At 61.6% G+C, this 16,592-nt stretch carries 16 protein-coding genes; 10 read left to right on the forward strand and 6 right to left on the reverse strand.

Going from position 1 to position 16,592, the window contains the following annotated elements; genetic code table 11:
* Window positions 1-109: 109 nt before the first annotated feature.
* Genes thrC through EJ075_RS02540 form a run of 4 tightly spaced genes read left to right on the forward strand, consistent with a single transcriptional unit; the run spans window position 110 to window position 6,318 of the window.
* Window positions 110-1,507: a threonine synthase gene (gene thrC / locus EJ075_RS02525; RefSeq protein WP_126103223.1), complete on the forward strand. Its 1,398-nt coding sequence runs from the start codon at window positions 110-112 to the stop codon at window positions 1,505-1,507.
* 14 nt (window positions 1,508-1,521) lie between these two features.
* Complete coding sequence (locus EJ075_RS02530) at window positions 1,522-2,814, forward strand: pitrilysin family protein (protein WP_126103224.1); 1,293 nt, start codon at window positions 1,522-1,524, stop codon at window positions 2,812-2,814.
* A 15-nt stretch (window positions 2,815-2,829) separates the two neighbouring features.
* Entirely contained in the window at window positions 2,830-3,426 is a 597-nt protein-coding gene (locus tag EJ075_RS02535) for a GNAT family protein (RefSeq protein WP_095486162.1), read from the forward strand.
* A 3-nt stretch (window positions 3,427-3,429) separates the two neighbouring features.
* Window positions 3,430-6,318, forward strand: coding sequence for an EAL domain-containing protein (locus EJ075_RS02540; protein ID WP_095486163.1), 2,889 nt, complete (start codon window positions 3,430-3,432; stop codon window positions 6,316-6,318).
* Window positions 6,319-6,534: 216 nt separating this feature from the next.
* Here EJ075_RS02540 and EJ075_RS02545 read toward each other — a convergent pair whose 3' ends face one another.
* Both EJ075_RS02545 and EJ075_RS02550 read right to left on the reverse strand, forming a co-directional pair.
* Window positions 6,535-7,461: an oxygenase MpaB family protein gene (locus tag EJ075_RS02545; RefSeq protein WP_126103225.1), complete on the reverse strand. Its 927-nt coding sequence runs from the start codon at window positions 7,459-7,461 to the stop codon at window positions 6,535-6,537.
* A 150-nt stretch (window positions 7,462-7,611) separates the two neighbouring features.
* A complete protein-coding gene (locus tag EJ075_RS02550; protein ID WP_126103226.1) occupies window positions 7,612-7,875 on the reverse strand; it encodes a DUF4242 domain-containing protein in 264 nt (87 codons plus the stop codon).
* A gap of 156 nt (window positions 7,876-8,031) precedes the next feature.
* Here EJ075_RS02550 and EJ075_RS02555 point away from each other — a divergent pair, with 156 nt between their 5' ends.
* The 3 genes from EJ075_RS02555 (at window position 8,032) to EJ075_RS02565 (ending at window position 11,195) form a co-directional block, all read left to right on the forward strand.
* On the forward strand, window positions 8,032-8,904 hold the full coding sequence (locus EJ075_RS02555) for a LysR family transcriptional regulator (RefSeq protein ID WP_164547027.1): 873 nt from the start codon (window positions 8,032-8,034) through the stop codon (window positions 8,902-8,904).
* Between the two features lie 154 nt (window positions 8,905-9,058).
* A complete protein-coding gene (locus tag EJ075_RS02560) occupies window positions 9,059-9,868 on the forward strand; it encodes a methyltransferase domain-containing protein (RefSeq protein ID WP_126103228.1) in 810 nt (269 codons plus the stop codon).
* Between the two features lie 343 nt (window positions 9,869-10,211).
* A complete protein-coding gene (locus EJ075_RS02565) occupies window positions 10,212-11,195 on the forward strand; it encodes a transglycosylase SLT domain-containing protein (RefSeq protein WP_245458256.1) in 984 nt (327 codons plus the stop codon).
* Here the strand turns inward: EJ075_RS02565 and EJ075_RS02570 are convergent.
* Window positions 11,192-11,800, reverse strand: coding sequence for a YqgE/AlgH family protein (locus EJ075_RS02570; protein WP_126103230.1), 609 nt, complete (start codon window positions 11,798-11,800; stop codon window positions 11,192-11,194). The two genes, EJ075_RS02565 and EJ075_RS02570, sit on opposite strands and share 4 nt — an antisense overlap.
* Window positions 11,801-11,970: 170 nt before the next feature.
* Between EJ075_RS02570 and EJ075_RS02575 the strand changes: the two genes are divergently transcribed.
* From EJ075_RS02575 to EJ075_RS02585, 3 genes are all read left to right on the forward strand, one after another.
* Entirely contained in the window at window positions 11,971-12,777 is an 807-nt protein-coding gene (locus tag EJ075_RS02575; RefSeq protein WP_126103231.1) for a protein-disulfide reductase DsbD domain-containing protein, read from the forward strand.
* A gap of 122 nt (window positions 12,778-12,899) precedes the next feature.
* Window positions 12,900-13,400: a peroxiredoxin gene (locus tag EJ075_RS02580; protein WP_126103232.1), complete on the forward strand. Its 501-nt coding sequence runs from the start codon at window positions 12,900-12,902 to the stop codon at window positions 13,398-13,400.
* A gap of 146 nt (window positions 13,401-13,546) precedes the next feature.
* On the forward strand, window positions 13,547-14,026 hold the full coding sequence (locus tag EJ075_RS02585) for a DUF2938 domain-containing protein (RefSeq protein WP_126107215.1): 480 nt from the start codon (window positions 13,547-13,549) through the stop codon (window positions 14,024-14,026).
* A 20-nt stretch (window positions 14,027-14,046) separates the two neighbouring features.
* Here the strand turns inward: EJ075_RS02585 and rnhA are convergent, their stop codons facing one another.
* The 3 genes from rnhA to ispH are packed head-to-tail and all read right to left on the reverse strand — an operon-like array spanning window position 14,047 to window position 16,555.
* A complete protein-coding gene (rnhA, locus tag EJ075_RS02590; RefSeq protein WP_126103233.1) occupies window positions 14,047-14,580 on the reverse strand; it encodes a ribonuclease HI in 534 nt (177 codons plus the stop codon).
* Complete coding sequence (locus tag EJ075_RS02595) at window positions 14,577-15,539, reverse strand: homoserine kinase (RefSeq protein ID WP_126103234.1); 963 nt, start codon at window positions 15,537-15,539, stop codon at window positions 14,577-14,579. Before EJ075_RS02595 ends, rnhA begins: the two co-directional genes overlap by 4 nt.
* A gap of 5 nt (window positions 15,540-15,544) precedes the next feature.
* Window positions 15,545-16,555 (reverse strand): 4-hydroxy-3-methylbut-2-enyl diphosphate reductase, encoded by a 1,011-nt coding sequence (ispH, locus tag EJ075_RS02600; RefSeq protein ID WP_095486173.1) that lies wholly within the window; start codon window positions 16,553-16,555, stop codon window positions 15,545-15,547.
* Between the last annotated feature and the right edge of the window lie 37 nt (window positions 16,556-16,592).

A 16,592-nucleotide genomic window follows, 5' to 3' on the forward strand; every position in this document is an offset into this window, starting at 1 on the left:
CAAAGCGGGTGACGTATATCAACCGCGCGGCAAAAATGCGACTGAGCAAGCGCGGAAATTAACCACTTTGCCGCGGATGAAGCCGCCCGGCAGCAATGGACATGTAACGATGCAATATGTGAGTACCCGCGGGGAAGCGCCCGTGCTTGGATTTTCCGACGCGGTGCTGGCGGGTCTGGCACGCGATGGCGGACTTTATGTGCCTGATGCCTGGCCGCAGTTTTCGGCGGCAGAGATCCGCGCCATGCGCGGCCTTGCCTATCCCGACCTCGCCATCCGCGTGCTGTCGCCGTTTCTCGGCAACGAGGTCGCGATGCCGGTGTTCGAACGCCTGGTGCGTGAAGCCTATGCGACCTTTCGCCACGAGGCGGTCTGCCCGCTGGTGCAAACCGGCTCGAACATGTTCGTTCTGGAACTCTTCCACGGCCCGACACTTGCCTTCAAGGACGTCGCCATGCAGCTTCTCGCCCGGCTGATGGACCATGTGCTTGCCGAACGCGACCAGCGCGCCACCATTGTCGGCGCCACATCAGGCGATACCGGCGGGGCTGCCATCGATGCCTTCGCCGGGCGCAATCGGACCGACATCTTCGTTCTTTTCCCGCACGGCCGGGTCTCGCCGGTGCAGCAGCGGCAGATGACGACGTCCACCGCGGCAAATGTCCATGCACTGGCGGTCGAAGGCAATTTCGACGACTGCCAAGGCCTGGTGAAGGACATGTTCAACGATCACGGTTTTCGCGACCGGGTGTCGCTGTCGGGCGTCAATTCGATCAACTGGGCCCGCATCATGGCCCAGATCGTCTATTATTTCTCATCGGCGCTGTCGCTCGGCGCGCCCGACCGGCCGGTTTCCTTCACGGTGCCGACCGGCAATTTCGGCGACATCTTCGCCGGCTACGCCGCCAAGAAGATGGGGCTGCCGATCGAGCGGCTTATCATCGCGACCAATGACAACGACATTCTGGCGCGCACGCTGTCGAGCGGCGAGTACCGCACGAAAGGCGTCTTTTGGACCACGTCGCCGTCGATGGACATCCAGGTCTCGTCGAATTTCGAGCGCCTGCTGTTCGAGGCGGCCGGTCGCGATGCCTCGACCGTGCGGCGCTACATGAGCGGCCTCAAGCAGTCCGGCGCCTTCGCCATCGAAGCGGGCGAGATCGCCAGGATCCGCTCCGAATTCGATGCTGGCCGTTCGACGATGGACGAAGTCGCCGCCACGATCCGCTCGACGCTCGACGCCAGTGATTATTTGCTCGACCCGCACACGGCCGCGGCCATGCATGTTGCGGGTGCGAAGGCCACCAAGGCCGTGCCCATGGTGGTGCTCGGCACCGCCCATCCGGCAAAATTCCCGGCTGCCGTCGAAGCCGCCAGCGGCGTGTCGCCTGCCCTGCCCGCCTGGCTAGGCGGGTTGATGACATCAGAGGAAAAATACACGGTACTTCCATCCGACCTGAAAATGGTGGAAGATTATGTTAGCCGTCACACGCGGGCGGCAAGTTAGGGAGTATTAGCTATATGGGTGTTGAGGTAAGCCGTCTGTCGAACGGCCTGACAGTCGCCACCGAAACCCTTCCAAGCCTCGAATCCGTCGCTCTTGGTGCCTGGGTCAAATCAGGCGCCCGCAACGAGCGTAACGAAGAGCACGGAATGGCCCACCTGCTTGAACACATGGCGTTCAAGGGAACCAGAAGGCGCAGCGCCTTCGAGATCGCCTCGGAAATCGAGGATGTCGGCGGCGAGATCAATGCCGCCACCAGTGTCGAGACCACATCCTATTATGCCAGGGTGCTGAGCGACGACGTGCCCCTGGCCGTCGATATCCTCTCCGATATCCTGCAGGAATCCGAGTTCGACCCGCAGGAGCTAGAGCGCGAGCAGCATGTGATCCTGCAAGAGATCGGCGCCGCTCACGACACGCCCGACGACATCGTCTTCGACCGTTTCACCGAGACGGCCTTCCGCCACCAGACGATCGGCCGTTCCATCCTCGGCACGCCGGAAACCGTCAAATCGTTCACCTCGAAGCAACTGCACAAATTCATCGAACGGCAATATGGCGCCGAACGCATGGTGGTCGTCGCCGCCGGCGACATCAAGCACGACAATTTCGTGCGTGAGGTCGAGAAGCATCTCGGCGGCTTCCGCAGCAAGTCCGACAACACGATGCCGCAATATGCGCAATATGTCGGCGGCGATTTCCGCGAGGACCGCGACCTGATGGACGCGCAGATCGTGCTGGGTTTCGAGGGCCGCGCCTATCATGTGCGTGACTTCTACGCCTCGCAGGTCCTGTCGATGATCCTTGGCGGCGGCATGTCGTCGCGCCTTTTCCAGGAAGTCCGCGAAAAACGCGGGCTGTGCTATTCGGTCTATGCCTTCCACTGGGGTTTTTCTGACACCGGCATATTCGGCGTCCATGCCGCGACCGGGCAGAGCGACATCGCCGAATTGGTGCCGGTGGTCATCGACGAGTTGCAGAAGGCCGGCGAGAACATCCTGCAGGAGGAACTCGACCGGGCACGCGCCCAGTACCGCGCAGGCCTGATCATGTCCGCCGAGAGCCCGGCCAGCCGCGCCTCGCAGATCGCCCGGCAAATGCTTCTGTTCGGCCGGCCGATCGCCAAGGAAGAGCTGATGGAACGGCTGTCGGCGCTGACGGTCGAGCGGTTGACGGACCTGTCGTCACGGCTGTTTTCGACCAAGCCGACGCTGACTGCCGTCGGACCGGTGGGCACGCTCGCTCCCTATGAGGCGGTCCTTGAGTCGCTTTCGGGCACGCAGACCACGGCCCGAAAGCTCGCCGGCTAAGTCCATCAAAGCGTCATGTTCGCGCTCCCTTTCTTTCGCCGTGACCTGCCGGCACTGAAGGGCGATCGCGTCACGCTGCGCGTGCCGCTGACCAACGACTATCGCGAATGGTCGGTGCTGCGCGGGGAAAGCCGCCGCTTCCTGGAGCCGTGGGAGCCGCGGTGGAACCCCGACGAGCTCGACCGCACGGCCTGGCGGCATCGCCTCAGCCGTTACCGCGAAGATTACGCGCAGGGAACGGCCATAGCCTTCTTCATCTTCGACAAAAGCAGCGGCAAGCTTGTCGGCGGAATCACCCTCGGCAATATCCGCCACGGCGTCGCGCAAAGCGGCCATATCGGCTACTGGATCGGCGAGCGCTACAGCGGCCACGGCCTGATGACCGACGCGGTCAAGGTGGTGACGCGCTTCGCCTTCGACACGCTGAGGTTGCACCGGATCGAAGCTGCCTGTATTCCCGACAACGCCCGGTCGATCCGCGTGCTTGAAAAAGCCGGATTCCGGCGCGAAGGACTTCTGCGATCCTATCTCAGGATCAATGGCATCTGGCAGGACCATTACCTCTACGCCCGGATCGAGGACGATCTGCCCGGCGCGGGAACGAAGGACTGATTTTTGACGAATTTCCTGCGAATCGGGTCGCTGTTCGCCTTTGTCCTGACGGCAATCGTCACGCTCTGCGCGGCGTCCTCGGCCTTCGCCGTCGAACCGATCAAGATCGCCCGCGACGACGTGGCGCTCGACCTTTCGGGCGCGGTCGAAATCTACCGCAACCAGGGCGAGAACTTCCAGGTGTCGACCGCGCCGGGACCGGACGGCATCGTGCGGCGCATCGAGGTCGAGGCCAATGATGCGCGCTCGACCGGCGACTGGGCGGTGTTCGCGCTAGCCAACACCACCGACCAGCAGCTCGACAGGCTGATCGTCGCACCGCATTTCCGGCTGGTGAATTCCGGCATCTTCTGGCCGGATCTCGGCTCGACCCGCATTGCCGCGATCACGCCCAGCGAGGGCTTCGCGCTCGACCGCCAGACCAGCCCCGACGCCGATGTGTTCCGGGTGACGCTGAATCCCGGAACGGTGATCACCTTCATTGCCGAACTTGCCTCGCCCAAACTGCCGCAGGTCTATCTGTGGGATCCGGAATCCTACAAGGACTCGGTCAACTCCTACACGCTGTTTCGCGGCATCGTCATCGGCATCGCCGGCCTTCTGGCGCTGTTCCTGACCATCCTTTTCGTCGTCAAGGGGACCTCGATGTTCCCGGCTACCGCTGCACTCGCCTGGGCGGTGCTCGCCTATATCTGCATCGATTTCGGCTTTCTCAACAAGGTCCTGGAAATATCGCCCGGCAACGAGCAGATGTGGCGAGCCGGAACGGAGGTGGCGCTTGCGGCGACCTTCGTGGTGTTCCTGTTCGCCTACCTCAACCTCAACCGATGGCACGGCCATTTCAGCTACGGCGCGCTGGTCTGGATTCTTGGGCTGGTGCTGATCGCGGGTGTGGCCATCGTCGATCCGGCGGTCGCCGCCGGCATCGCCAGGCTGTCCTTCGCCGCCACCGCCCTGACCGGCCTCGGCCTGATCATTTTCCTCGGCATACGCGGCTACGACCGTGCCATCATGCTGGTGCCCAGTTGGGTCATGGTCTTGTTGTGGCTATGCGGGTCGTGGATGGCGATCACCGGCATGCTCGACAACGACATTGCCCAGCCGGCGCTGGGCGGCGGGCTGATCCTCATCATCCTGCTGATCGGCTTCACCGTCATGCAGCACGCCTTTGCCGGTGGCGCGCTGCATCAGGGCCTGTTCTCCGATCTCGAACGGCAGGCGCTGGCCGTCGCCGGATCGGGCGACACGGTTTGGGACTGGGACGTGATGCGCGACCGCGTCGTCACCAAGCCGGATGTCAGCATCCAGCTTGGCCTTGCGCCCGACAGTCTGGGCGGGGCCGCCCGCAACTGGCTGCCGGTGCTGCATGCCGACGATCGCGACACGTTCCGCACGACGCTCGACGTGGTGCTCGAACACCGGCGCGGCCGCGTGTCGCAGAACTTCCGCCTGCGCGGCGCCGACGGGCACTATCACTGGTTTTCGCTGCGCGCTCGGCCGGTGATCGGATCGGACGGCGAGGTCATCCGCTGCGTCGGCACCATGGTCGACGTGACGGAGCAGAAAAAGTCAGAGGAGAGGCTGCTGCACGATGCCGTGCATGACAATCTCACCGGCCTGCCGAACCGGGAATTGCTGATGAACCGGCTGGAGGCGATCATCTCGATCGCGCGCACGGAAGAGAAGGTGCGTCCGACCGTCTTCGTCATCGACATCGACCGGTTCAAGCAGGTCAATGACGGGCTCGGCATCTCGGCCGGCGATACCATCCTGCTGACCATTGCGCGCCGCCTGCACCGGCTGCTCAAGCCGAAGGATTCGCTGTCGCGCTTTGCCGGCGACCAGTTCGCGCTGATGCTGCTTTCTGAACAGGACCCGGCCCGCATCGCGGCGGTCGCCGACGCCATCAAGCATGCGATCAACAATCCGATCACCTTTGCCAAACGCGAGATCGTGCTGACCGCCTCGATCGGACTGGTCACCTGGACCTCGGCGCAGAGCTCAGCCGAGGACATGGTCAAGGACGCCGAGCTTGCCATGCATCAGGCCAAGCGTTTCGGCGGCGACAGGATCGAGCCGTTCCGCCCCGCCTTCCGGACCGTCGGCACCGACCGGCTGCAGTTCGAGTCCGACCTGCGCCGCGCCATCGAACGGCGCGAATTCACACTAGCCTACCAGCCCATCGTGCGGCTCGAAGACGGCAGCGTTGCCGGCTTCGAGGCGCTTTTGCGCTGGGACCATCCGCGCCGCGGCATGATCCCGCCGGGCGATTTCATCCCGGTCGCCGAGAGCTGCGGCCTGATCGTGCAGCTTGGCCTTTTTGCCATGCAACAGGCCGCCGAAGATCTGGCGGGCTGGCAAAAGCAGATCGGCGATGCGCCGTTGTCGGTTTCGGTCAACTTGTCCAGCCGTCAGCTCATCCGCCGCGATCTGGTCAGCGACGTCCGCTCGGTGATCGCGCGAGCCAATCTAAAGCCGCGCTGCTTCCGGCTCGAACTCACCGAATCGTTGGTGATGGACAATCCCGAGCAGACAGCCCATGTGCTGAACAAGCTGAAGAAGCTTGGTATCGGCCTGTCGCTGGACGATTTCGGCACCGGCTACTCATCGCTAGCCTATCTGACGCGCTTCCCCTTCGACACGATCAAAATCGACAAGAGCTTTGTCGACGACTCGACACCGAAGCGCGCGGTGCTGCTCAAATCCATGGTCAATATGGCGCATGAGCTCGGCCTTTCGGTCGTGGCCGAAGGCATTTCGGACGAAAGCGATGCGCTCGAACTGCGCCAGATGGGCTGCGAATATGTGCAGAGCTTCATGTTCGGCGCACCGATGCCCGGCGATCAGGTGCTGAAGACGCTGAAGGAACAGTATCCGCTGACTCAGGCTTGATTTTTGCGCATGTCGTTGTCCCAAATCCGCTGAGCATTTTTTGGGCGACATGCGTACCCGCTTGGAATGGCAGAGAACGACCCTTCCTAACCAGAGCGGCCTTATGCCGGCCGCTTCCCGGCGCTCGGAGGTTGCAAGTCAACCCTTCTGGTCCGCAGTATCGAAAACTTTAACTCCCGACCCGTGGCGTGGCTCTACCAATGTTGGAAGCCTGAATTAACGGCGGCGATAGAGATAGTTCTCGGAAAGGCCGAGGCGACGGCACGACTGGACGGCCGGTGATGAAGGGAGCACGATGCTCTCGCAGATTGCAGCCGTCGTCTTCACAAAAGCACGCTCCCACGGCTTCAACGTCCATCGGTCGCCGAGTGCCAAGCGCTTGCGCACCCAGCGGGGTAATATCTCGACGGCCGCCTTCAGAAGCGGCCGCTGAAGCGGTCGAGCCACTCCCGGCAAGGCGGGAACTTCTTCCATGATCTCCAGGAATTCCAAGATGATCGGCGACGCGACGAGTCTTTGCCTCATCACGTCGAACAGCGCGTAAAGCTCGGCCTGAGACGTGGGCGCGTAAACCGCACCATAGAGAAGCGCGACGGGGCGAGCCTCAGCAAACATCGCGTCCCGTTCGAAGAAATGCAGACGATGCACATAGACGTGATACGCCTCCATGAAACCAAACCCGGCCGTCGCTTGCACCCAATCCAGCAACTCCGGGTCGGTGGCGTGGTATGGCTCGCCTTCGCTCGTTCGACCTGAAACGCGCCCATGCATCCTGACCACACCTTCAATCATGGCCGTAGCCTTGGTTCGGGGGGCGTAGACCGTGACCAAGGCAGCGAGGCCAGTACGCTGTAATCGTCGGAGCGCGTGGGAGCGGAATGTGCTGTGCTGCCAAATGGCGTCGCGAACCCGCGGCTCTGCCAATTCGAGCAGCACCGCAGTAACTCCGCCGATGAACAGCGCAACAGGGTTCTTGAAAATACGCCAGGACACCGAGTTGGGCGGCAACAGCGCCGGCTCGCCTTGCGGGATCGAGAAATCCATCTGAGATCCGAGCCGCTGGCGCATGAACGACTGCGCAAGAGTATCCACACGACGCTCAAGCGGGCGAGGCAGAGGAATGATGCCCGAGCTGCCAAACATGGTCCGCCTCAGACTCCTGGGAGCAACAAGCGTTAGAACTGCGGCTAGCGGATGCAGCACGAACGTCTTGGGTCTTTCCGTCGTTCCAAATGATCAGCCTCTCCAGAACGCCGGGCCCGGATGGTCATCACGAGCCCGGTCGTGCTGGTCTTATGGGGTAAGATCGAGCGCCGGCACGATTCTGTGATAGGGCAGTCCTGCATCGTCGTTTAGACGCTTCACGTCGGTATTGGAGACAGCGTCAAACAGGCACATGCAGCGCCCGTCCTCCGGTGCGAAGGTCGAGCGCAGATACCTAATGTCGGTGCCGTTGGACGTCATCTCAGCGGCCTTGCTGATCGCCGCCTTCTGTGCATCTCCCAGAGCTTCCATGCTGATGCCCTTGAGGTCCCGTTCCACCATATAGACGGTCATTTCCAGATCTCCTCCTAGTTCGGTGACTACAGGAGTTGAATGCAATGGCGGGCGAAAGAAAACGACATTTTTTCTATCGATCGATAGCCGACAGTTATCGATGAAGGGGCTATAATGTCGTTTCGTGGAACCGCCTCGGGAGGGCTCGCCATGGAGATGTTTCAGGTCCGCTACGTGCTTGCGGCCGCGAAAATACTGAATTTCACCAAGGCCGCCACCGATTGCAATGTGTCTCAGCCGGCGCTCACCAAAGCGGTCAAAACACTCGAGGATGAGCTTGGCGCGCCCTTGTTCCACCGCGAGGGTAAGCGCATCCTCCTGAGTGAGTTCGGGCGCTCCATTCTGCCTCATCTTCAGCAGATCATGCAGGAGGCCCACGCAACCAGGACGCTTGCCGATAATTTTAGGCTACTCAATCAGGTGCCGATCCGGCTCGGCGTGATGTCGACCATCGGCCATGTGAAGCTCGCCCGGTTCCTGGCAAAGTTCCAGCGCGACTATCATGGTGTCGAGCTTGAAGTTAGCGAAGCGGGCGTTCAGGAACTGAAAGACAGGCTTGAGCATGGCGATCTCGATCTGGCCGTTCTCAATCCGCTGGAGGGATTGGGAGCGGCTTTCCGCGTCCATGATCTCTACAGTGAGCGTTACGTCGTCGTATTCGCGCCCGATCACCGGCTTGCGACCCTCGATGCAATCAAGTTGGTCGATCTCTCTCAAGAACCCTATGTCGATCGTCTGTCCTGCGAAATGCGGGACCTTGTGATGGGGGTGTGCCGGGAAAGAAACGTTAGCCTTTATGCCCGCTTTCGTTCCGAGCGCGAGGATTGGGTCCAATCAATGGTGCTGGCGCGGATCGGCTTCGCCTTCATGCCTGAATATTCGGTGACATCGCCTGAACTTCTTCAACGCCCGCTGATCGAACCCGCGGTGGCACGCACGGTGTCCCTGGCTAGCGTTCCGGGCCGGCCATATAGCCCGGCGACGGCGGCAATGGTCCGAGCTGCCCAAAGTTTCGATTGGCCGGGCTAGGCGTTATTGCTGAAGCTTGAGCTGCTGCTGGTTTGAGATGCTTTCTCTCTTTCTCCTAAACGGCTGCAACTTTCTCTTGGTTGGAATCGCACGCGGCCAAGGAACAGCGGAGAAGGCTCGCGATGGCCGGATGGAAATCTGAGGGAGGACAATCATGACCTTGCCCAGTTACGCAATGAACCAGGCAAGTTTCCCGGAAATGTACGAGCGGTGGCTCGTCGGCCCTCTCTTCCGTCCATGGGCCGAGTTGGCTCTTGACGAGCTGGAATTGTCTTCGGGCGATCGCGTACTCGATATCGCTTGCGGAACAGGAATAGTGGCGCGCGTTGCAAGAGAGCGGCTCGGTGAAGCCGGATACATCGTCGGCGTCGACATCAGCCTGGACATGCTTGCCGTGGCGCGGGCTGTAGAACCAGCCATTGACTGGCGTCGGGGCAATGCCGGCGAGCTGCCTCTGCGTAACGGTGAGACGTTCGACGTGGTCGTCTGCCAGCAAGGACTGCAGTTCTTTCCCGACAAACCCGCGGCGGCGGCGCAGATGCGTCGCGCGCTGGCGAAGGGTGGTAGGCTGGCGCTTGCCACGTGGCGCCCGGATGACGAAATCCCGTTCTTTCGCGAACTGCGCCGCGTGGCGGAGCGCCACCTGGGCGCCATCGCCGATCAACGGTACAGCTTCGGGGAAGCGGCGCCACTTGAGGCGCTGCTGCGAGACGCCGGCTTCCGCGAGGTCCGATCAAGGATTATTTCGCGCACCATCCATTTCGGGGAAGGCGCACCCTTCCTGCATTTGAATACGATGGCGCTGGTCGGGATGAGTTCTTTAGCCAAAGAAATGGACGATCAGGAACGCAAGCGCGTCGTGGAGGAGATCGTGAGCGAGAGTGCGCCCGTGCTGCAGCCGTACACCAACGGGTCGAAACTAGCCTTCGAGCTCAGCACCAATCTGGCGACAGCCAAAGGGTAAATGATTTCTCTTCACAAGCAACAAATTGCCTACGCAACGCTCGATAAAAATCAACTCATTGTACATTTCGAATTATTTCGCCGCACTGCGGCCATTGTACCGCCATTATCCATGACTAGCTAGCGGAAGAACTGACCGTTCTTCTTGTCTTTTTCGACGTTGACGGCTCAACGTTGGAAATAGATCTGCCCAAAATATCTGGGCCAGACAAGGAACGGAGGAAGACCTGGCGTCGCTCCAAAGAACACGTGAATTCTTTGCTTGCGGAGGCGTCATTCTTTCGGGCGTGCGGCCTTTGTCGAAAAGGATCGCGGGGCTTGGCTTGGCGGCGACAGTGGCAGCCATGCCATGGCCGGTCTATTCGGGAGCCTTGGTCAACGGAGCGACCGAAGCCGCGGTTGCCACTGCTGTTCCGTCCTCCGCTCTGGGTTTCCCCTCGGCCGCGCCCGAGTTCGACATCATCGATCCGGGCACCATATCGACCTCCCGACGCAAGGGAGAAGGCACCTTGGCCGATGCATTGAAGGGCACCGTCTCCATCCTTTCCAAAGGCGCGGAACAGATCGTCGTCGGCATGTCGGTGCACGAGTTCGGCGAATACAAGGTGTCCCAGTACATTGCCAGCGAGATTCTGCGTGCAGCCAAGGACACCCAATTTCCTGCCGACACCCTTTTCGCGATCGCCGAGAAGGAATCCTCCTTCGACATCAACAACCGCCCGCCTAAAGGGTCGGCACTTGGTCTTATGCAGTTCCTCGACCAGACATGGCTCGAGGCCGTGAAGGACTACGGTGCAGAGTTCGGCCTGGGCGACGAAGCGGAACTGATCCGGATCCGCCTCGAGGGCAAGCGCGAACACCATTTCGTCGACGACAAGGCCGAAGAAGAGCGCATCCTTCAATTCAGGCGCGATCCCTATCTGTCGGCAGCACTTGCGGCCAAGAACCTTCTTGCGGCCAAGGAGCGCATCGAAGCCCGTCTCGAGAAGGCCATGGACGAACGGGATCTTTACCTCCCCCATTTCCTTGGCACCAACGGCGCAGCAAACCTCCTGTCGAACGCCGACGAGACGCCCAATGCCAAAGCCAGCAAAATCTTCCCCAAGGCGGCGCGGTTCAATACCGCGATGTTCAGGGCCAAGGGAAAACAGCTCACCGTCGGCCAGTTTCACCAGCGCATGCGCTCCTTCTTAGAAGCCCGCATCGGCAAATACAGCGATGTCGAAACCCGCGTGAAAGAGGCTGACCTTTTCTGGACAGCCGTTATCGAGAATCTCGTCTACGATTTGGGCAAACGGCTGGCGATGGTGTCAGGTTTTCACCACTAGGCGTGACCGGCCGCCAGGCTAAGATGCGCAAGGTCGATACCGATCGAAGCGAGAATCCGGTCGTATTTGCGCTCGATGTCGGTATCGAACAGAAGCTCCGCAGTTGCCGGGCAGGTCAGCCAGCCGTTCTCGGCGATTTCGCTTTCCAGCTGGCCGGCGCCCCAGCCCGAATAGCCGAGCGCCATCAGCGCGTGCCGAGGGCCGCGGCCCGACGAAATGGCGCGCAATATGTCGACGGTCGCGGTCAGGCATATCTCGTCGGAGACGGTCAGCGACGATTCCACCCGGTAGTCGCCCGAATGCAGGACGAAGCCGCGGCTGCGGTCCACCGGTCCGCCGTTGCGCACGACGAAGTCACGGGCCTGCGCGGGCAAGCGGATCGCCTCCTGTTCGTTCATAATGCCGAGCTGCACGAGAAGATCCGGAAACAGCATCTGCTGCGTCTGGTTGATGATCAGGCCCATCGCGCCTTCGTCGCTGTGCGCGCAGATGTAGATGACGGAGCGCGTGAAGCGGTCGTCCTTCATGCCAGGCATGGCAATCAGGAACTGGTCGTCGAGAAAGCCGCGTCCTGCGACCATCTTCTTGTGGCGCAATAAGTCCATGACAGGCAGCGTAACGCGTTTTGGAAGCGCCGAAAAGATGTGCCGCGCGCGATTTGGTCTCGGCTGTGCGTCTAAGGTCACGCAAAGCTGTGCCCGAGGTCACGCAAATATGATAACAGCGAAGCCATGAAATCATTGCGCAGCCATGAACGGACGCTCAAATCACCGCCATGCAAAGCTTGAAAGTCCTGCTGCTCAGCGCCGCTGTTGGATGTGGAACCGGCCTTCCCGCTGTAGCCTCCTCGTCGATCTGGTACAACACCGAAGGCGGCAAAGTGCGGCTTGTGACCACCGGCAAGCCCGACGAAGCCGGGCGCATCCATGGCGTCCTCGATATTGCGCTCAAGCCTGGCTGGAAAACCTACTGGCGCGATCCGGGCGACGCGGGCGTGCCGCCGCAAATCGATGTCTCGGCCAGCACCAACATTGCCAACGCGACTTTTTCGTTTCCGCCGCCCCAGCGCCACGACGACGGCTACGGCAAATGGGCCGGCTATGACCATCCGGTTTCGCTGCCGGTGACGTTCACGTTGTCGGCGCCGAACGAGCCGGCCGTCATCGACGCCGATATCTTTCTCGGCATTTGCGAGACGATCTGCATCCCGGTGCAGACGAGGCTGGCCATCGATCCGGGCTCCGATCCGGACAATGTCGAAGACGCCGCTTTGGTGAAGGCGGCCCTCGCAACCCTGCCGGCCCCTGCAAGGCCCGATTTCGGCATCAATATCCTGCCGGGTGACCGCGAGACACTGATTGTCGAGGCGAGCTTTCCGGGCAATCCGAAGGCGGCGGATTTCTTCGTCGCCGGTGAGCGGGATTACATGTTCGGCGTGCCGGCTCGCAGCGAAAAGGACGGCAAGCTGGTGTTTACCGTGCCGATCCTCGACAGGCCGACGACGACGCCGACGGATGGCGGACTTTACTACACGCTGACAACTGCGGTCGGCGCGGTCGAGGGACAGCTGCCTTTCCCTTGATCTCGGGCAAAGGATGTTCAGGGTCGAACATCCTTTTGCGAGGGGCTTCCCAACGGTTGCGGGAAAGGTCTGAGTTCGCTATCGCAAGGATACTCCCTCCCATTTGTCAAATGAGGACCATCATGACGATTGCCATTGGCGACAAGCTGCCCCAAGCGACCTTCAAGACGATGACTGCCGACGGGGCAAAACCGATCACGACGGCCGAGATTTTCTCGGGCAAGAAGGTGGTGCTGTTCGCCGTTCCCGGCGCTTTCACGCCGACCTGCAGCAACAACCATCTGCCCGGCTATCTGGATAATTACGACGCCATCCTGGCGCGCGGCGTCGACACCATCGCCGTCGTCGCCGTCAACGATGTTCACGTCATGGGCGCTTGGGCCCGCTTCAGCGGCGGCGAAGGCAAGATCCTTTACCTTGCCGACGGCAATGGCGACTTCGCCAAGTCGATCGGCCTCGACGCCGACCTCTCCGGCGGTGGCATGGGACTGCGTTCGAAGCGGTTCTCGATGATCGTCGACGACGGCAAGGTCATCGCGCTTAATGTCGAGACAAAGCCTGGCGTTGATGAATCCGGTGCGGCTCACATTCTCGGACAGCTTTCCGTTCTGGCGACAGCATAGGCCACAGTCGCCTTTTAGAACGTCGCGCGTCCCAAGGACGCTTCAAGACTTTCGAATCGGCGCATGATCCTTTCCGAAAGCCGATTCCGGTTTTCGGGATCGTGCGCTGGCTCTTCGGGACTGCTTGCTTTTGGGGGACCTCGATGATGTTTGATATCTTCTGGCGCGCTGTGGCGATCGGCATCGGCGCCACGGCGCTCATGGACCTCTGGGCGATTTTCCTGAACACGGTGTTTGCTCAGCCGCGGCCGAACTGGGGGCTGGTCGGCCGCTGGGTCTGGCATCTGAGGGACGGCAAGGTCTTCCACGAAGATATCGGCGAGGCAGCACCCTACGCGCATGAATCGGCGCTGGGCTGGGCCTTCCACTATTTTGTCGGCATCGTCTACGGCATCATTCTGGCCGTTTTGGCGGGAGCGGCGTGGCTGGCGGCGCCGACCTTCCTGCCGGCCTTCATCCTCGGCATCGTCACCGTGGGCGCCGGCTGGTTCCTGCTGGCGCCCGGCATGGGCGCCGGCTGGGCCGCATCAAAGCGCCCCAACCCCATGCAGATCCGCGCCCTCAACCTGGTGTCGCATACGGTGTTCGCGCTCGGGCTTTTCGGCACGGCGCTGCTGATCCGCTGAACACGGAGGACCAGACTGGTTTAGTAGCTCTGGGTCGAGCGCCGCATTTTCTTGGCTGCCGGCTGCTTGGCTTGGGTGCTTTCCTTGGCCGAAAGGAGCGCGGGCCTGGCCGACTTGTTCTTGAACGGCGCCATGCCGAGCCGCGCCAGTTCGTCGGCACGCTCGTTCTCCGGATGGCCGGCATGGCCCTTGACCCAGTGCCAGACGACCTGATGACGGCTGCGCGCCTCGTCGAGTGCCTGCCACAGTTCGGCATTCTTCACCGGTTGCCTGGCGGCCGTCCTCCAGCCGTTGCGCTTCCAGCCGTCAATCCAGCTGAAAATGCCGTCCTTGACGTAGTTGCTGTCGGTATAAAGATCGACGGCGCAGGGTTCTTTTAGCGCATTGAGCGCCGAGATGGCGGCCAAAAGTTCCATGCGGTTGTTGGTGGTAGCAGCCTCGCCGCCCGACAGTTCTTTCGTGATGCCGTTGAAGCGCAGGACCGCCCCCCAGCCGCCCGGCCCCGGATTGCCCGAACAGGCACCATCGGTGAAGATTTCAACGCGCTTGGTCATGTCAGTCCGTATTCGGAAGGGGATTTGATCGCCCGGTGGAAGCGCATCCTGCGGATGTACTCGGTCGGGTCGCGTTTTATGACCAGCCCGCCGTTGGCAACAGTCAGCCAGTCGTAAAGCCGGGTCAGCATGAAGCGCAGTGCCGAGCCGCGCGCCAGCATCGGCAGCGCGGCTTTCTCGTCGCCGCTCAAGGGTCGCACGCTCTGGTAGCCGGCAAGCAGCGCCGTGCCCTTGGTCAGGTTGAAAGAAAAATCTTTCTCGAAGCACCAGGCGTTGAGGCAGGTGGCGACATCATAGGCGTAGAGATCATTGCAGGCGAAATAGAAGTCGATCAGCCCGGACAGTTTTTCGCCGAGGAAGAAGACATTGTCCGGGAAAAGATCGGCATGGATGATGCCTTCCGGCAGGCCTTTGGGCCAGTTCCGCTCGAAATCGGCGAAGTCGGCATCGACTTCGGCCGCTAGTCCCGGCTCGACCTCGTCGGCGCGCGCGTGGGACGCGTTCCACAGCTTACGCCAGCCATCGATGGCAAGGGCGTTCGGGCGGGTCATGGGAAAGTCCTGACCCGCGAGATGGAGTTGCGCCAGCGCCTTGCCGACCTCACCGCAATGCGCTGCCGTCGGTCGCCGCAGCGACAGGCCTTCGAGGAAGGTGATGATGACCGCCGGCCGGCCGGCAAGCGCGCCGATGACGGTGCCGTCGTGCGCGGTGACCGGAAGCGGGCACGAAATGCCTTTTCTCGCGAGATGGCCCATGAGGCCGAGGAAGAACGGCAGGTCGGCCTTGTCGACGCGCTTTTCGTAGAGCGTCAGGATGTAGGAGCCGCTGGTGGTGTGCAGCAGGAAATTCGAGTTCTCGGTGCCTTCTGCGATGCCCTTGTAGGACAGGAGATCGCCGACCGGATAGGGCTTCAGGAACGCGCCGAGCTCACTTTCATTGACGTCGGTGTAGACCGCCATGGACCTTACGCGGCCCCATTGACGAAGGCCATGTCGGCCGCCGTCAGTTCGACATCGCGCAGGACCCGCATCACCGGAAAATCCTCCGTTTCAGTGGCCGTCACCGCCAGTTCGATCGTCACATTGAAGCGCTGCCGGAAGGCGTCGATGATCTCGTCAACAATGATTTCCGGCGCCGAAGCGCCTGCCGACAGGCCGAGCGTCGAGATGCCGGCAATGTCAGTCCACGGAATTTCGGAGGCGCGCTGCACGAGGAGTGACATCGAGGCGCCGGCGCGTTCGGCCACTTCGACAAGACGCCGCGAATTGGAGGAGTTGGGGGCGCCGACGATCAGGAAGAGATCGGCACCAGCGGCGGTCTCCTTGACCGCCTCCTGACGGTTGGTGGTGGCATAGCAGATCGATTCCGCGGCCGCCGCATGTAAATCGGGAAAACGATCCTTAAGCACGCGGATGATGCCGGCGGTATCCTCGACCGAAAGCGTCGTCTGAGTGACGAAACCGAGTGCCTGCGGGTCGGCGGGCACCAATTTCGCGGCGTCAGCTTCGGTCTCGATCAAGGTGACGGCGCCGTCCGGCAATTGCCCCATCGTGCCGATCACTTCAGGATGGCCGGCATGGCCGATCAGAAGCACGTGGCGGCCAAGCCGCTGATGGCGCATCGCCTGCTTGTGGACCTTCGACACCAGCGGGCAGGTGGCGTCGAGATAGAAGAGGCTACGCGCCTGGGCATCCGCCGGCACCGACTTCGGCACGCCATGCGCCGAAAAGACGACCGGGCTCTGGCGATGCTCCGCCGGTATCTCGGAGAGTTCCTCGATAAACACCGCACCCAGGCTTTGCAGCCCCTCGACGACGTAGCGATTGTGCACGATCTCGTGGCGGACATAGACCGGCGCGCCGTATTTCTTCAGCGCCAGAACGACGATCTGGATGGCGCGGTCGACGCCGGCGCAGAAGCCTCGCGGCTGGCAGAGCCTTATCGTCAGCGGTGGCTTTGTGGTCGTGTGAAGCATGATTCCCGGCCGGTTGGTCGTATCGTGAACCCAGGTG

The organism is Mesorhizobium sp. M6A.T.Cr.TU.016.01.1.1, assembly GCF_003952585.1.
Taxonomy (GTDB): Bacteria; Pseudomonadota; Alphaproteobacteria; order Rhizobiales; family Rhizobiaceae; genus Mesorhizobium; species Mesorhizobium mediterraneum.

Excerpts from the sequence above, each read along its gene's own strand:
- EJ075_RS02550 (WP_126103226.1), bottom strand. The coding sequence starts at position 7,875 with ATGACCGTCTATATGGTGGAACGGGACCTCAAGGGCATCAGCATGGAA.
- rnhA (WP_126103233.1), bottom strand. The coding sequence starts at position 14,580 with ATGACCAAGCGCGTTGAAATCTTCACCGATGGTGCCTGTTCGGGCAAT.
- thrC (WP_126103223.1), top strand. The coding sequence starts at position 110 with ATGCAATATGTGAGTACCCGCGGGGAAGCGCCCGTGCTTGGATTTTCC.
- ispH (WP_095486173.1), bottom strand. The coding sequence starts at position 16,555 with ATGCTTCACACGACCACAAAGCCACCGCTGACGATAAGGCTCTGCCAG.
- EJ075_RS02555 (WP_164547027.1), top strand. The coding sequence starts at position 8,032 with ATGTTTCAGGTCCGCTACGTGCTTGCGGCCGCGAAAATACTGAATTTC.
- EJ075_RS02575 (WP_126103231.1), top strand. The coding sequence starts at position 11,971 with ATGCAAAGCTTGAAAGTCCTGCTGCTCAGCGCCGCTGTTGGATGTGGA.
- EJ075_RS02530 (WP_126103224.1), top strand. The coding sequence starts at position 1,522 with ATGGGTGTTGAGGTAAGCCGTCTGTCGAACGGCCTGACAGTCGCCACC.
- EJ075_RS02535 (WP_095486162.1), top strand. The coding sequence starts at position 2,830 with ATGTTCGCGCTCCCTTTCTTTCGCCGTGACCTGCCGGCACTGAAGGGC.
- EJ075_RS02545 (WP_126103225.1), bottom strand. The coding sequence starts at position 7,461 with ATGTTTGGCAGCTCGGGCATCATTCCTCTGCCTCGCCCGCTTGAGCGT.
- EJ075_RS02570 (WP_126103230.1), bottom strand. The coding sequence starts at position 11,800 with ATGGACTTATTGCGCCACAAGAAGATGGTCGCAGGACGCGGCTTTCTC.
- EJ075_RS02585 (WP_126107215.1), top strand. The coding sequence starts at position 13,547 with ATGTTTGATATCTTCTGGCGCGCTGTGGCGATCGGCATCGGCGCCACG.
- EJ075_RS02560 (WP_126103228.1), top strand. The coding sequence starts at position 9,059 with ATGACCTTGCCCAGTTACGCAATGAACCAGGCAAGTTTCCCGGAAATG.
- EJ075_RS02580 (WP_126103232.1), top strand. The coding sequence starts at position 12,900 with ATGACGATTGCCATTGGCGACAAGCTGCCCCAAGCGACCTTCAAGACG.
- EJ075_RS02595 (WP_126103234.1), bottom strand. The coding sequence starts at position 15,539 with ATGGCGGTCTACACCGACGTCAATGAAAGTGAGCTCGGCGCGTTCCTG.
- EJ075_RS02565 (WP_245458256.1), top strand. The coding sequence starts at position 10,212 with ATGCCATGGCCGGTCTATTCGGGAGCCTTGGTCAACGGAGCGACCGAA.